Origin of the sequence: Sphingomonas sp. FUKUSWIS1 (assembly GCF_000733135.1) — a bacterium.
In the GTDB taxonomy this organism is placed as follows: domain Bacteria; phylum Pseudomonadota; class Alphaproteobacteria; order Sphingomonadales; family Sphingomonadaceae; genus Sphingomonas; species Sphingomonas aerolata.
On record NZ_JPJC01000249.1, the window covers coordinates 20390 to 35491 of the forward strand.

Sequence of the window (15102 nt, forward strand, 5' to 3'; positions counted from 1 at the left end):
CGTCCCGATCTCCTTTCGTGATGGAGGGCATGATGAAATATGCAGTCCTGATAGTAGCGGCATTGATCTGTACCCCGGCTGTTGCGCAAAAGGGGTATAAGGCAGCGAAGGCTGCAAGTGACGTCGGCTATCAGTCGTCTATTGGCGCTGACGGCAGGGTAACCATCGTCTATACTGGCGCGAAGGGCGCAAAGCCCGATGATGTCGCCAAATTCGCCATGTTGCGGGCGGCGGAACTCACCCAGGATGCGGGTAAGGAGTGGTTCGCCGTCATCAAGGCCGAGACGCGCGACCTTGCTGCTGGTGGCGGCTCCGACCTGCGCGACAAAACCGGCCCGAGCTTCTCGACAGGGACCGGCGCCAGCGCTTCTATGGGTTCGGCCAGTCAGGCGGGCAGCCCTCCAGGGGTGGCCGATGCAGCCGTGCCAAATGGCCCTACGACGGGTGGTTTTGGCGGCGGTGACGTTCCCTATCAGGTGTTGGAACGCTGGCGTCCGAGCCAGTCTGCACAGACCACGGTCGTGATCCAGATGGGATCGGGCGACCAGGCTACATTCCCAGGACTCAACGTGCAGCCGACAATCTATGCTGCTGCGGACGTGATCGAACAGATACGGGGAAAACGCAAATAACGAGCAGCGTGCCGATCGGACACCCTCGATCGACCGGTACATTGGTCGCTAACACCCCCCCTTGGGGCGGCGCACGGCCGCCCCGTTTTTTCGTGGGACGCAGGCTCGGTCGGGTCGGGCGGCTCCGACTTTCGGCGATCGACTATCCGCGATCCTGACAAACCAATGCGAGAGAAAGCCAGCGGGCGCCGGATGAGACGCGCCCCGTTTTTCCCCTCGATTTGGAACCGGGATCCGCACTCGGAATGGACGGGTAAAGCAGCAAATCATTGGCATTCTGAAGACGGGCGCGGTGGTGACGCATGGGAAGCTATGGCAGAGAGGCCGGGAATGCAGGCGTTTGTTCGGCCGCATCTGCAGGTCAAAGCCCCCCCTGTCGCACGACCGCTCAGATAGTCGGCTCGCCGGTGAGATACGGATCGACCGGCACCTCCGCCGGAACCGATACCCGCGGCACCGCCCTTGACGCGGCCGCAGCGAGCCATTCGTCGCCGCCGTCCCTGCGCCGGGTGGAGCCGTCACCGCGTGTCGAGACGCGCCCGTAGATCGGTCGCTCGCAGTCCGATGGTGAGCCCGCGAACGTCGCGGCGATGTTGCCGTAGGTCGACGGGTCGCGACCGTCGAGGCTGAGCCGGTCGTTGAGATAGCACGCTGTGGACCATGCCGCTTCCGGGCTGGGCGTCATCGCGATGATGCGTTTGCCCCAGTACATCCGCAAATTGTTGTGCATCCAGCCGTCGAGGAGGAATTGCTTCTGGCAGGCATTCCAGGTCTCGTCGCGCGTTTCGCCGTGGAGCATCGCGCTCAACGTCTCCAGTTCGGGTCGGCGATCGGCGGCATGCTCGGCGAGTGTGTCGACTGCCCAGCCGGCGACGCGGTCGTAGCGCTCCGGCGCGGCAAGATTCCGCGCCTGGTAGTGGAACCACTCGCGCCATCCGAGGAGCTCGTCGGCGAACTTTGCCTTGTGCTTGCTACCTGCATCAACCGCGGCGACCGCGGCCATCACCTCGCGCGGGCCCAGCACGCCAAAGTGCAGATAGGGCGACAATCCGCTGGCGCCGTCCGCGCGCGTGGCGTCGTTGCGCGCTGCGGCATAGCCGGGCAGCACCTCGGTCACCAGCCACCGCAGCCGTTCCTCTGCCGCGCTCCGGCCAGCCGGGTGCAGGTCGCTGACCGGCACCGTATGATCGATCGCGAGACTGGTCACCAGCGCGTCGAGATCGCATGTGTCCAACCTGTCCGGCGTGAAGGGCAGCGTCCCGGCGTAAGCGGGCTGTTCCGGCACCGCCTCCTCCGTCTCCACCCAGTTGGAGCGCTCGGGTTCGTGGCGTCGCAGGAACCCCGATCGTCCACGGATGTCGCCGCCCAGCACGGCCGGGGGCACCAGGCACGCGGCCTCGACCGCATAGACCGGCGCCGCGGCGCGGGCAGCGACCCTATCGGACTGCCAGCGGGCGACAAAGGTCGGCTGGTCCTCCAGCACAATCGCCGCCGCATCGGCGCCAAGCCGGTGCACGAGACCTTTTTCGCGGTGCCCAGCCCGATCGACGTGGTGAACGCAGGCCAGACCACGCTTCGTGCACCCGGTACCAAGGTCGCGGCTCGCCGCCAGGATAAAGTGGTGCAGCCGGTCGGAGGCATAGGGATAATCCTCGCGCACGCCGTGGTACACCAGGACCGGCAAACCGAGCGCGTTGCCGAGCAGAATGCTCGCATCGATCACCGGATTGTCGCGAGCCCGCAGCGCCTGCTGCAGCCAGCACAGGACGTAACGGCCGCTGACGTTCACCGCGCGATCGTTCAGCGCCCGCACCCGTGGGGCTTCTCTCCAGTCGCGAAGACCGGCAGGCAGAACGGCCGTCACCATCCCATGCTGCCCGGTATGCCCTTGAACGGTCCCACAACGTCCGACGTGATCCAGCCGCCATAAAATCCGCCGGGCTGCGGGACCATCTGCTCGCCGTCCACCATGCATGTATCGAGCGGACCGGCGTAGAACGCGACATGGTCGCGCAATACCGCAAAGGCCGGCGTCGGCTCGGGATAGCTCCACGCCACGTCGCGCAGCACTTCGCCGCCGATCGCCAGGTGCCAGTAGACGGCGTGGCCCTTCCACTCGCAGAACGAGCGTCGCTCCGAACGGCGAAGCAGGCCTGGACTCAGAGCGTCGGGCGGCAGGTACCAGCTGGGCGGATGACTGGTCTCCAACGTGCGGACAGCGCGGCGCGTATCGGCGACGAGGACACCGCTATGCTCGATACGGATCCACCGCTCGCTCGCTTCGGCAACGGCCGGGCGGGGAAAGCGCCACACGCTCTCCTGGCCCGGCGCGAGTGAAGGATCGCGGTCGTTGTCGCTCACCGGCGACGACCGAGCCAGATGCCGATACCCGCAAGGCCGAGCACCGCGATACCGGACGTCGCAGCCGCGACCTTGCGCCCCCGATGCGGATCGCGCCGCCCGCCATCCGGACCGGCGGGAACGCCGGGCTCGAACAATACCCCGTCGCTGTCGTCGCCGTCGGGTGCGCGCGCTGACCAGGTGTCGAGGAAGCCGCTCAGGATCGCCGCCAGCAGGTTCGGCGCCGCGAACTCCCCCAGCTTGAACGCCATTGCAGGCGCACCGACTGCGGTGAGGTTGCGGGGTCGCGTGGCCAGCCGCACGACGGCCTTCGCTACCGTCTCGGGTGCGAGCGAACCCGGCGGCAACGCGAGCCGTGCGCCCGTATAGTTGCCGGCATGGTCGACGCCGGGCGTGTCGACGAAGGTCGGACAGACGTCGCATATATGGATGTGCGGGCGCTTCGACACCTCGCCGCGGAGTGCCGCACTGAACCCGCGCAACCCGAACTTGCTCGCCGAATAGGCCGCCGCATACGGCGTCGCGACGAAGCCGCCGGCCGAGATCATGTTGACCCAGGTGCCGCGATCCTGCGCCAAGAAGATCGGCAGCACTGCGTGCACATCATTCATGTGAGCGACGAGGTTGACGTCGACGACGCGCGCATGGTCTGCGATCGGCACGTCCTCATACCGGCCGAGCACGCCGACGCCCTCGCAGCTGAACCACAGGTCGATGCCACCGAGCAGGTCGCGGGCCTCGGCAGCGAATGCCGCCACTGCGGCTGCATCGGTACAGTCGACGGGTCGGACAATCGCAATTCCACCCGCCGCGGCACAGCGGCTAGCGACGTCGTCCAGCCCTTCCCTGCCGCGGGCACCCAGGACGACCCGTGCGCCCGCCGCCGCGAAGGCCACCGCCGTCGCCGCGCCAATACCGCTCGATGCACCGGTGATCACCACCCGGTGTCCAGCGAGTGTGTGATCCGCGCTCATTGGACCATGCTCGGGGTGCTTGGCCGCACTGCGTCGGCTAGAGGACGCTGTGGCGTCGGAGGGGCTGGACTGTAATCATGCATAGCCGCTTAACGTTCTAAAAGCGCTGCGGTGTCCTACGAGCGCCGCAGAACCCATCTCACCGTATCGGGCTCGAGCTTCGAGAGGTGCTCTCACTACGGAATACCGGACAATTTTGAACGCGACGCAGGTGCGTGCGTTGGTGTTGCTCGAGACGGGGCGCGCGCCCTTGGAACGCAAGGACACGAGATGGCAAAGCCCTTTACGATTGCAGTACCCGACGAGCGGCTCGCCGGCATCAACGCCAAGGTCGCATCGTTCGACTGGGGCGCGCTGCCGGACGCCGGAAGCTGGACGTCAGGGGTCGGGCTTGCGGATCTCAAGCGGCTCGTGGACCATTGGCGCATGCGGTTCGACTGGCGCGCGCAGGAACGTCGGCTGAATGCTCTACCCCAGTTCACGACGGAGGTGCTGGGCGAAAAGCTTCACTTCATTCATGCGCGGGGCGATGGGTCGCGCCCACCCCTGCTCCTGCTGCATGGCTGGCCGGGCTCGTTCATGGAATTCGAGGCGCTCATCGCGCCATTGGTCGCCGACGGCCATGACGTCGTCGTGCCGTCGCTTCCGGGCTACGCCTTTTCCGGGCGCCCCGCCGCGCCGATCGGACCGCGCCGGACGGGCGAGTTGATGCACGGTCTGATGACCGAGCTTTTCGGCGATGCGCGCTATCTGGTGCAAGGTGGTGACTGGGGCGCGGCGATCGGGAGCTGGATGGCGCACGATCATCCCGAAGCCGTGGCCGCGCTGCATCTCAACATGGTTCTCCTTCAGGCGGCGGACGTATCGCCGAAGACGCCCGACGAACTCGCTTGGGCGGCCCGACGTGCTACGCTGGCGAAAGAGGAAACCGGCTACGCACAGGAGCAAGGCACGCGTCCGCAGACGCTCGGCATTGCCATGTCGGACAGTCCCGTCGGCGTTGCCGCCTGGATTCTGGAAAAGTTCGGCGCTTGGGCGGACGTTCCGCGTGATGAACAGGGTAGGCCCGATCTCTGGCAGGCGTTCGACGAAGATACGCTCCTCACCAACATCATGCTGTACCTTGTCGAGGGGTCCTTCATCACGTCCACTTGGATGTATCGCGGCCGTATGCTGGAGGGTTCGGGCGAACTTCCGGCAGGCAGCCGTGTCAAGGTGCCCACCGGCGTCGCAGCCTTCCCCGACCCCGTCTTCCCGCCGCCCCCGCGCTCACACGCACGCAAGACCTACAACATCGTTCACTGGAACGAGATGGAGGCAGGCGGCCATTTCGCGGCGCTCGAACAGCCTGGGGTACTGCTGGCGGATATGCGACGCTTCTTTGCCGACCAGGCGTCCTCAAGGGCGCGCAGACGGCGTCGGATCGCCGGCGCGGCGGGTGTCATCGGCGTTGCCGCCCTTGGATTTTGGACGTTAGCAGACAGTCATCGACGCCCGGACGATACCCAAGCCCGGCATCGCGCGACCTACCCGCCACTCGATGTCCCGAAAGTCTTTGCCGAGGGTGTCTGGATCGTCGACAGCGGACCAATAAACGCGATGGGGATAGCGCTGCCCGTGCGCATGACGATCATCCGGCTCGAAAATGGCGATCTCCTTCTACATTCGCCGACCCCCTATTCGGCCGAGCTGGCCAAGGCGATCGAAGCGCTGGGACGGGTACAGCATCTCGTTGCCCCCAACATCGCGCACTGGACATACATTGCCGATTGGCAACGGGCCTATCCGGATGCGACCACCTGGGCCGCGCCAGGGCTGCGGGACCGGGCACAGGTCCGCGCATCGTCGGTGCGGTTCGATGCCGAACTCGGTGGAACGGCCCCGGCCGAATGGTCGGACACACTTGATCAAGGCATGGTGCCGGCAGGGGCTGGCTTCAACGAGATTTGGTTCTTTCACCGGCAGACCAAGACGCTCGTGCTCGTCGACCTCATCGAAAACCTCGATGCTGACAAGCTGCCGCCTGTCACGCGGCTATTGATGCAGGCCTCCGCTGCCACGGACGGCACGACCGCACGGTACCTTCGGCTGCCAGTACGGCTAGGCGGCGCGGACGCTAGAAACGCGGTGCGAGCGATCGTGGCGCTCGAGCCTGACCGGGTGATCTTCGCTCATGGTCGGCCGTTCGACACCAATGGTGCGGCACGACTGAAGCGTGCTTTCGAATGGCTGATCTAGGCCAGCTTTAGGGCAGCTTCCGTGCCTAACTGCAGCGCTGCACCGCGCACATGCCCAACGCGATCGAGGCAGTTCAGAAGAGTGATGCACGCTGCGCCGAAACGGTTTGCGCGTTGCGCATCGAAGACGTTCACAAGGAGTCACCAATGTCGTTTCCCCGTCCGTACGTCGCGTCCCCGCTCCGGTATGACAGCGGCATGCCCTATCGACGCACCGGCCGAAGCGGGCTGAGGCTCCCGGCAATCAGCCTGGGGCTGTGGCAGAACTTCGGCGGACAGGATGTGTTCGAGACGGGGCGAGCCATCCTGCGGCGGGCATTCGATCGTGGCGTGACCCACTTCGATCTCGCCAACAATTACGGCCCGCCCTATGGCTCGGCGGAGGAGAATTTCGGTCGCGTCCTCGCCTCTGATTTCGCGGCCCATCGCGACGAACTCATCATCTCGACCAAGGCGGGTTGGGACATGTGGCCCGGACCGTATGGCGATGTCGGTTCATCCAAAAAATACCTGATTGCGAGTTGCGACCAGAGCCTCAAGCGGATGGGCCTCGACTATGTCGACATCTTCTATTCACACCGGGTGGATGCCGCGACCCCGCTCGAGGAGACGATGGGCGCGCTGGTGCAGCTCCATCGACAGGGCAAGGCACTGTATGTCGGCATCTCCTCCTACGAGCCGGGGCTGACCCGCCGTGCGGCCGAGATCCTGGCCGCGGAAAAGGTGCCGCTGTTCATCCACCAGCCCAGCTATTCGATTCTTAACCGGTGGATCGAGCGCGACCTGCTGGCGACGCTGGAGGAACTGGGCGTCGGCTGCATTGCCTTCTCACCCTTGGCGCAGGGCATGCTGACGAACAAATACCTCCAGGGCGTCCCGCAGGATGCGCGAGCCACCCGTGACGGGTCGCTGTCACAGGCCTTGCTCACGGATCAGAACCTTGCTGCCATCCGTACCTTGAACGATATCGCGGGTGAGCGTGGACAAACCCTGGCCCAGATGGCGATCGCGTGGGTCTTGCGCGACCCGCGCGTCACGTCGGCGCTGATCGGCGCCCGCACGGTCGAACAGCTCGACGACTCCCTCGACTCGCTGAAGACGCTCGACTTTTCCGCCGACGAACTCACCGCGATCGACAACGCGGCCGACGATGGCGGCGTCAATCTCTGGTCGGGATCATCTGACATCACTGCTCTACCGGCAGCGCAAGGAGTGCCCGCCTGAACAACGGCCAGGACGACCGCCTTCGGGACATTCCAGGCGACGTTTGCGCGCCCAACCTTCGGACATCTGTTCATGCCCGGTTACCTTCGCCGACAGGGGTGCAAACAATTCTAAAATTCGCGAATTCGTGATCTCTTTGGGTAACCCACGCTTATCAAGCCTTGCCCAGTCGTGATCTGAGAAACTCGCGACGCCTGTAAATGCCCGCCTCGAACGAAGAGCTCCGATGTCAGGCTGATAGCGGAATGCCTGCCGCCAATCCGGACCAAGCGGGGCGCCGCCTCAACGGGCCGGGACGACATAGTCGTGTGTTCCGATCTGGCGATGCAGCCTGAGCGAGCCGCCAGCCTGACGCTGCCACAGCCGGATTCCCCCGCCCTTGACGGTGCCCGACTGCCCCCCCGCGGTCCACTCGACGCGGAATTTGGGATATTCGATTACCCACGTACCGTGATTTTCGAACGCCAGGGTCCAGACCCGCACATCGCGGAAGGTCGCGCCGGTTCCCGCTGCGGTATAGGCGGTCAGATAGGGGCGGATCTCGGCCATGCCGCGTTTGGGCGTTTCGGCGAAGGGCATGAAGATGGCGTCGTCGGTATAATCCACGAGTTTCGCCTCGACATCCTTGGTCCGCACGGCCTCGGCGTCGCGGTCGTTATGCGCCCGTAGGAATTCGCCCACGGACCGATCGCCTGCGGCTAACGGGATGGGCGAGGACGACGGCTCCGGGATCGCGGTGAAGAAGCCCGCGGGATCGGCCAGCGGGCGGAAATAGCCCCAGGTGTCGGCCTTGAGCCTCAGGCTGCCGTCCCGCTCGACGCCCCAGACATGCGCGTATTTTCCCCGCTCCTCGTCGGCGCGGTCGGACCAGCGGATCGTGAAGGTTCCGATCTCGACCAGTGTGTTGCCCAGGTCGAAGACTTCGCTTGCGACCGGCACATAGCTGACCACCTGCCGCCGTTCACGCATCGCGCGGTGATAGGCGGCAATCTGGCGGGTGCCATGCAGCGCGGGTTGATATTCAGGCATGCTCAGCGCGTCCGCGCGGTAGAGCGCGGCGCGCGCATCGGCATCGTTGGAAAGTATCGACTCGCGCAGCTTTCCGTGTGCGGCGTTGACGCGTTCGGTCGGCGTCGCGGGAGGTCCGAACAACAGGTGCCGCGCGATGAAGGGCAGCACATCGATGTAGAAGCGCCCCTGCTCGCCCCAATGCCGGTCGCGAAAGCCGCCGCCATGCTCCTCGGCTTCATGCGGCACGCCATATTCGGCGAGGAGATTGGAAAAGGCCTGCGCGCCATAGACATGATCGACCAGCGTGTCCTGACGCCCCCAGTCGAACTTGAAGCCCCGCAGCGATTTGAGATTGTCGGCATAAGCGGGGAGCAAGGCCGACAGCGCGAATCCCTGTTTAAAACGCGCCGTACGGTCGCTGTCCACTACGATGCGCCCGTCGACACGCCGCGCCGGTGGATCGAAGAACAGCGGCGGTCGATTGGGGTTCGGCGAAAAGGCCTGATAGATCGACGTGAAGATCAGCGAGAAGCCGTCGTCCCGCAGATCGTCGAGCGATGTCGCGCGCGCCATGCGTTCGAAGTTCGGGCGGCTGTGCGTCGGCTGGATATTCGGCCCGCTCGCCACCGGCTGCATGCCATAGACCGCGCCGAATATTTCGGGATGGCGCATGCCGAAACGGATCGCGCCATACGCCCCCGGACCGTCCCCCGCGATCCCGCGCGAATCCCGGGTAGGAAGCGTGCGGTAGGTGGCATCGATGTGCGGCACCAGCTCGCGCACCATGAAATCCTCCCAATTGCCCGTCGCCGGCGAATTCACGTACCATGAACTGCCCGCGGGGGTCGTGAAGTCGGCGGTCACGACGATGACGTCGCCGATCAGACCCTGCCCTATCGCCTTGTCCAGCAACGCCTTTGCGCCGTGGCTGGCGAAGGGTTCGCGGTGATCTTCGAAGAAATAGTTGAGGAAGTAGAGGACGGGAAATCGCTTGCCTGCCTCGGCGTAGCGCGGCGGCAGGTAGACCGTGAGGTTGCGGACTGGCGAAATGCCGATCTTGCTGCCGGCGAAGCTGGTCGATTGCAGCGTGCTGACAACCAGCCGGCCCTGCGGCTGCGCCATCGCCGGAGCGACGAACAGCGCCAGCAAGCAACAGGCAACGGCGTAAAGCTTGCATAGCGCGCTCATGACGGTGCTCCATCGCTTCGCCGCGCGGGGCCTGATGTACGCCGGAAGGGAATCACGAGTGTCTCACGTTCCTGGCCGTCCGAGCGATTGAGAAAATAGACCGTGAAGCTATCCGGCCCGGTTCGCGAGAAAGTCGCGCCGTCGAAGTAGAAGCTGGTCGAATCGCGATCGACCAGCGGACGGTCGATATAAGCCGCCTGCGCTTCCCAACCGGCGAGTTCCGGCGTGAAGTGCTTGACCCGAAGAGTCAGCGAATTTCCAATCTCGACGAACACGCCGATCTCGTAAAAGGCCAGGTTCTGGGGAGCTAACGCGCGGACGAAGCCCGGAAGCTGCCCAAAGCGAGGACTGAGAAGCACATGCTCGACCGGCCCATCGGGCATGTCGCCGATCCAGTGGCCCTCGATCCACGCCATGTCGGCGATCGTCGCACGCGGGGCCTGGCGGCCTTCAGCGTGGAGCTTGATCATGGCCCGGGGGTTGGCGAGTTGCGCCGATGAAGGGCTTGCGTGGAACAGGATCGCCAGCGCGATTACCGCCGTCGGAAACCTGAAAGGTGCATATGCCCTGTGCCTCAACCCCATGCCCACCCCCTGTTTTGGTTGAGCGGCATACGGGCCCGGAACGGGGTTTCCCGGCAATGGATTTTCGCCGGGCGGGTCCAGCGGATCGTTAAGCGGGATCAGCGGGTAAGGTAGCCGTCGATTGGCTCGCGATATCGACGGCTGAACCGGAGCTCCGCGCCGCACGCCAGCCGCACCGAGCCGTCGCCATGGGTGCCGGGCCGGACTTCGACCAATCGGTCGAGCCGGACGATCGCGGCGCGATGGATGCGCGCGAACGCGGCATGGGGCAGCCGCGCCTCGAGCGACGTCAATGATTCGTGGATCAGCAAGCTGCGTCCGCCGGCATGGACTTCGGCATAGTCGCCCGCCGCACTGATCCAGTCGATCTCGTCGAGCCGAACCAGTTGCGCCGCGCCATTGCCGCGCGCGACTAGCCGGCCCTGCCCGCCGAGCAGCGATCGCATCCCGTCGCGCTGGCCGTCGCCCGTGTCGATGTGTCGCCGCACCCGCTCGATAACGCGGGCAAAGCGCTGGTCGTCGAACGGCTTGAGCAGGTAATCGAGCGCCTCCGCCTCGAAGGCGCGCACCGCATAGGCATCGAACGCCGTCACGAACACGACCAGCGGCATCGCATCCACGCCGATGGCCTCGATCACGCCGAAGCCGTCCATCTCGGGCATCTGGACGTCGAGGAACACAAGGTCGGGCCGCAGCGTGCCGATTGCCGCCACTGCTTCCGCCCCGTGCCCCGCTTCGCCGACCACTTCGAAATCGTCGTGCCCTGCCAGCGACTGGCGCAAAGCGCGGCGTGCCAGCGGCTCATCATCGACAATGAGGGTCCGGATCACTGCGGCACCAGGATGATGACACGGAAACCTTCGCCCGGCGCTGTGTCGATCTCGAGCGACTGGCGCTCGCCGTAGAGGTGGCGCAACCTGAGGCGTGCGTTGCCGAGCCCGACGCCCTCGCGGATCGCGCCCGCGCCCTTGCCGTTGTCGGCGATGCTGATCCACAGCATGTCACCCGCGGGCTTCGCCTCGATCGTCAGCGTGCCACCTTCGATCGTCGGCGCAATCCCGTGGCGCACCGCGTTCTCGACCAGCGGCTGCAGCAGCAGCGCCGGCACCTGGACGGTCTCCAACCCGGGCGCGATGGCGCGGACGATCCGCAGTCGCTCGCCCAACCGGGCTTCCTCGATCGCGAGATACGTGTCGGTAAAGTCGAGTTCATCGGCGAGCGCGCTGTGCTGCGACCTGCGCTGATCGATCGACAGTCGCAGCAGATCGCCCAGCCGCGCGATCAGCCGCTGGGCGACGATCGGATCGTCGGGCACCAGCGCGGAAATGGCGTTGAGGGTGTTGAACAGGAAGTGCGGCTGCAACTGCGCGCGCAACGCCGCGGTTTCCGCCTCTGCGAGCTGCGCCTCCAGCCGCGCCGCCGCGACTTCGCGATCGCGCATCGTCCGATAGGCGCGCGCGCCGAGCACGATCGCGACGAGCAGCGCGTAGATCATCAGATGGACGTGGATGCTGATCGCCAGCTTCGTGATCAGCAGCCCATTGCTCCACGGCGCCCAGGGCGCGCGGACATAGATCATCGCGTTCATCGCACTGTAGAGCGCCGCGTGCAGCACCGCGAAGAGCAGCCCGAAGGCCAGATGGATGGCCAGCAGCCTGCCCAGCCGCCGCTCGTCGGCGAACGCCCGCGCCACCGCGACGACCCCGGGCGTCAGTGCTGCCCAGGCCGAATACCAGATCAGTCCATTGACCAATGCCTGCCCCAGCGCGAGCTTTGGCCCACCCGCGAAACCCGCGGCATAGGTCTGGAACGCCGTCACCACCGCGACAGCCAGCCATGCGGCCCAAATGCCCAGATAGCGAACAAGGCGTTGCCGATGCGCTGCGGTCATGGCCAATCATGCACATTCGCCCGACATTGAACAGCTGCCCGGCGGGGACCGAGCCTGACGGCCGCCGACGTCTGCGTGCTCCCCAAATTCGCGACCGACGAATTCTGCCTCGGCAACGTCTATTCGGTCGGTGTCGCGATGCGCGCGAGGCGGCGCATTCCGACGCGGTGCAGGCCCTGCCGAAGGCAATCGCCGAATATCCAGTCGGCGCCGACCAGAGTAGCGACTTGATACCGGCGATCGGGTCGTATCAAGGTCAACTTCACGCGTCTCGATCGGCGAGAGGGGGCCACCGTTGCCGACTAGGCCGTGCTGCGCATGACCGCTATCAAGGATAGAGAGATCGTCCTCGTCGACGCCGCCTGATTGTCACCTTCACTCTGTAGCGTGCCGCGTACCCGACCAAGCCCGAGGAGACATCGAATGCCGTTCGTCACCACCGTCGACAAGACCGAAATCTTCTACAAGGACTGGGGCAACATGGATGCGCCCGTCGTCATGTTCCACCACGGCTGGCCGCTCAGCGCGGATGACTGGGACGCGCAGATGATGTTCTTCGTCCAGAAGGGCTATCGTGTTATCGCGCATGACCGCCGCGGGCATGGCCGTTCGACCCAGTCGGCGGGCGGTCACGACATGGACAGCTATGTCACCGATGTCATCGCGCTGACCGACGCGCTCGATCTGCGCGATGCCGTCCATGTCGGCCACTCGACCGGCGGTGGCGAGGTCGCCCGCTATGTCGCGCGCGCCAAGCCCGGGCGGGTCAAAAAGGCCGTGCTGGTCAGTGCGGTCGCACCCATCATGGTCAAGACCGATGCCAACCCGGACGGCGTGCCGATGGACGTATTCGACATGGTCCGCGAGCAGACGGCCACGAACCGTTCTCAATTCTATTACGACTTCACGCTGCCCTTCTTCGGCTACAACCGCGACGGCGCGGAGGTGAAAGAGGCGGTGCGGCTCAACTGGTGGCGCCAGGGCATGATGGGCTCGGCGCTCGCCCATACGCTGGGCATCAAGGCCTTCTCCGAGACCGACTTCACCGACGATCTCAAGGCGATCGACGTGCCGACGCTGGTCCTGCACGGCGAGGACGACCAGGTTGTTCCGTTTGCCACGACCGGCAAGATGTCGGCTGAAATCGTGAAAGACGCCAAGCTCATCTCCTACCCCGGCTTTCCCCACGGCATGCCGGTTACCAACGCCGATCGGATCAACGCCGATCTGCTGGCCTTCATCGAAGGCTGATCCATGGCAGGGCACGGAGCGATGGGGCGCTCCGTGCTTCTGCACGACACGCTTCACGAGGAATTGCCGCGATGCGCGACCGAGTTCTGATCTTCTACGGCTCCTATCGTTCCGACCGGCAGGGCATTCGCCTCGCCGAGTGGCTCGTCCGCGCCTTTGCCGAACGCGGTGCATCGGCCGAGCTCATCGACGCCAGGGCGGTCGACCTCCCCATGCTCGACCGGATGTACAAGGAACATCCCAGCGGCGAGGCGCCGCCCGCGCTGGAAGCACTCGCAGAAAAGATCAGGACGGCCGACGCCTTCGTCTTCGTGGCCGGCGAATATAACTGGGGCGTGCAGCCCGGACTCAAGAACCTCACCGACCACTTCCTGGAGGAATGGTACTGGCGGCCAGCGGCGATCGTCAGCTATTCGGCCGGACGTTTCGCCGGTGCGCGTGCCGGCCTCGCATGGCACGGCATCCTGTCCGAGATGGGCATGGTGGTGGTGTCCAGTACGATCGCGGTGGGTGGGATCGGCCATGCCTTCGATACGAGCGGAAAACCAGCGGGCGACGGTGGCGCCGCCCTCACCCGCGCCTTCCCCCGCTTCGCCGACGATCTCGGCTGGTGGACGCAGGCCGCCCGCGCCCAGCGTGAGAGGCGTGATCCGCCCTATTGATCCGGCCGACGTCCACGCCTCTTCATCGCGGCTCCAAGCGACCAAGCTTGTTCACCCCTTCGCTGCCGCTGCGGCCAGCTCCTCGAGGTCGAGATCGTGCTCGAGATCGTGGAGCGTCTCGTCATCGATGCGGCCGGCACGGTGCAGGCGAACCAGCTCGGCGCGGCCGGCCGCGACCGCGGCGATGATGACGTCGAAATGGCTGGCGATCGCCACGTTTCGCTCCTCCGCCGTACCGTCGAACGCATCCGCCGCCGTTGCACGGGTGCGGTAGCGCCGCAGGAGCTGCGGATGGATGACCGTGCCGTCGACCGCCACCGCCTCGCGCTCGACAAGCGCCAACTGCGCCTGGAACAGCATCATCTCGGCGGCGTGCAGATCAAGCGGCGGTCGCGCGCTGCCGTCGTCGTGCGGCTTCAGGGCCCAGATGACCCAGCCGAGCGAGGTGCCCTGCACCAGGACGGTAACGAGGATCACGACGAAGGCGGTGACGAGCATCAGATCCCGCGCCGGCATCGCCTCGGGCAGCGAGAGCGCGACCGCGAGCGTCACCACGCCGCGCATCCCGGCCCAGCTCATCACCACCGCCGCCCGCGTTCCGAGCGGTTGCTGTCGCGTCCACCCGATGCGGCGACCGGTGGCGACGCCGGCATCGACCGCGAAGATCCACAGGAACCGCGCGGCGACGACCGCCAGGACGATGAGCAGCACAGGCCGCGCCATCGTGTCTATGACGATATCGACCCCGCCGACCCGGTCCAGCAACCCCCGCAAGGACAGGCCGATAAGCAGGAACACGGTGGCTTCGAGAAGGAACACCAGCACCTGCCAGAATGCCATTGCCCGGATGCGCACGCGGGCGGTGAAGACGACATGCTGATACCAGCCGCAGACAAGGCCCGCGGTGACGACGGCAATGACGCCGGACACGTGCAGCAGTTCGCCCGCGATATAGGCGCTCCAGCAGACCAGCACGGTCGCTGCGATCATCAGCGTATCATCGCCGAGCCGGCGGAGCAGAACCACCCAGAGCCCGCCGATCGCCGCGCCGACCGCGATGCCGCCCGCCACCAGCACGAAAAACGTT

The 15102-nt window shown here is 65.6% G+C and carries 13 protein-coding genes; 5 read left to right on the forward strand and 8 right to left on the reverse strand.

Annotated features, from left to right (window positions below; translation table 11 throughout):
* The first annotated feature begins 32 nt into the window (after positions 1 to 32).
* Entirely contained in the window at positions 33 to 632 is a 600-nt protein-coding gene (locus tag sphsw_RS15470) for a CC0125/CC1285 family lipoprotein (RefSeq protein ID WP_152555525.1), read from the forward strand.
* Between the two features lie 388 nt (positions 633 to 1020).
* Here the strand turns inward: sphsw_RS15470 and sphsw_RS15475 are convergent, their stop codons facing one another.
* The 3 genes from sphsw_RS15475 to sphsw_RS15485 are packed head-to-tail and all read right to left on the reverse strand — an operon-like array spanning position 1021 to position 3967.
* Positions 1021 to 2496, reverse strand: coding sequence for a deoxyribodipyrimidine photo-lyase (locus sphsw_RS15475; RefSeq protein WP_235188419.1), 1476 nt, complete (start codon positions 2494 to 2496; stop codon positions 1021 to 1023).
* Positions 2493 to 2993, reverse strand: coding sequence for a DUF427 domain-containing protein (locus sphsw_RS15480; RefSeq protein WP_031441402.1), 501 nt, complete (start codon positions 2991 to 2993; stop codon positions 2493 to 2495). The genes sphsw_RS15475 and sphsw_RS15480 overlap by 4 nt, the downstream gene beginning before the upstream one ends.
* Positions 2990 to 3967: an SDR family oxidoreductase gene (locus sphsw_RS15485; protein ID WP_031441403.1), complete on the reverse strand. Its 978-nt coding sequence runs from the start codon at positions 3965 to 3967 to the stop codon at positions 2990 to 2992. The genes sphsw_RS15480 and sphsw_RS15485 overlap by 4 nt, the downstream gene beginning before the upstream one ends.
* A gap of 270 nt (positions 3968 to 4237) precedes the next feature.
* Here sphsw_RS15485 and sphsw_RS20100 point away from each other — a divergent pair, with 270 nt between their 5' ends.
* Positions 4238 to 6205: an alpha/beta fold hydrolase gene (locus tag sphsw_RS20100; protein WP_081874376.1), complete on the forward strand. Its 1968-nt coding sequence runs from the start codon at positions 4238 to 4240 to the stop codon at positions 6203 to 6205.
* A gap of 146 nt (positions 6206 to 6351) precedes the next feature.
* Positions 6352 to 7428, forward strand: coding sequence for an L-glyceraldehyde 3-phosphate reductase (gene mgrA / locus sphsw_RS15495; protein ID WP_031441405.1), 1077 nt, complete (start codon positions 6352 to 6354; stop codon positions 7426 to 7428).
* A 282-nt stretch (positions 7429 to 7710) separates the two neighbouring features.
* Here mgrA and sphsw_RS19025 read toward each other — a convergent pair whose 3' ends face one another.
* The 4 genes from sphsw_RS19025 to sphsw_RS15515 all read right to left on the reverse strand — a co-directional run bounded on the left by sphsw_RS19025 (position 7711) and on the right by sphsw_RS15515 (position 12102).
* Positions 7711 to 9627: an alpha/beta hydrolase-fold protein gene (locus sphsw_RS19025; RefSeq protein WP_081874377.1), complete on the reverse strand. Its 1917-nt coding sequence runs from the start codon at positions 9625 to 9627 to the stop codon at positions 7711 to 7713.
* Entirely contained in the window at positions 9624 to 10211 is a 588-nt protein-coding gene (locus tag sphsw_RS15505) for a DUF6265 family protein (RefSeq protein ID WP_152555526.1), read from the reverse strand. The genes sphsw_RS19025 and sphsw_RS15505 overlap by 4 nt, the downstream gene beginning before the upstream one ends.
* Before the next feature lie 98 nt (positions 10212 to 10309).
* Complete coding sequence (locus tag sphsw_RS15510; RefSeq protein ID WP_031441408.1) at positions 10310 to 11041, reverse strand: LytR/AlgR family response regulator transcription factor; 732 nt, start codon at positions 11039 to 11041, stop codon at positions 10310 to 10312.
* Entirely contained in the window at positions 11038 to 12102 is a 1065-nt protein-coding gene (locus tag sphsw_RS15515) for a sensor histidine kinase (protein WP_031441409.1), read from the reverse strand. The genes sphsw_RS15510 and sphsw_RS15515 overlap by 4 nt, the downstream gene beginning before the upstream one ends.
* A 423-nt stretch (positions 12103 to 12525) precedes the next feature.
* Here sphsw_RS15515 and sphsw_RS15520 point away from each other — a divergent pair, with 423 nt between their 5' ends.
* Both sphsw_RS15520 and sphsw_RS15525 read left to right on the forward strand, forming a co-directional pair.
* A complete protein-coding gene (locus sphsw_RS15520) occupies positions 12526 to 13353 on the forward strand; it encodes an alpha/beta fold hydrolase (RefSeq protein ID WP_031441410.1) in 828 nt (275 codons plus the stop codon).
* 71 nt (positions 13354 to 13424) lie between these two features.
* Positions 13425 to 14015: an NADPH-dependent FMN reductase gene (locus sphsw_RS15525; protein WP_031441411.1), complete on the forward strand. Its 591-nt coding sequence runs from the start codon at positions 13425 to 13427 to the stop codon at positions 14013 to 14015.
* A gap of 51 nt (positions 14016 to 14066) precedes the next feature.
* On the opposite strand, the gene sphsw_RS15530 is transcribed toward sphsw_RS15525, so the two are convergent.
* On the reverse strand, positions 14067 to 15102 hold a 1036-nt coding region (locus tag sphsw_RS15530), incomplete at its 5' end, for a cation:proton antiporter (protein WP_031441412.1).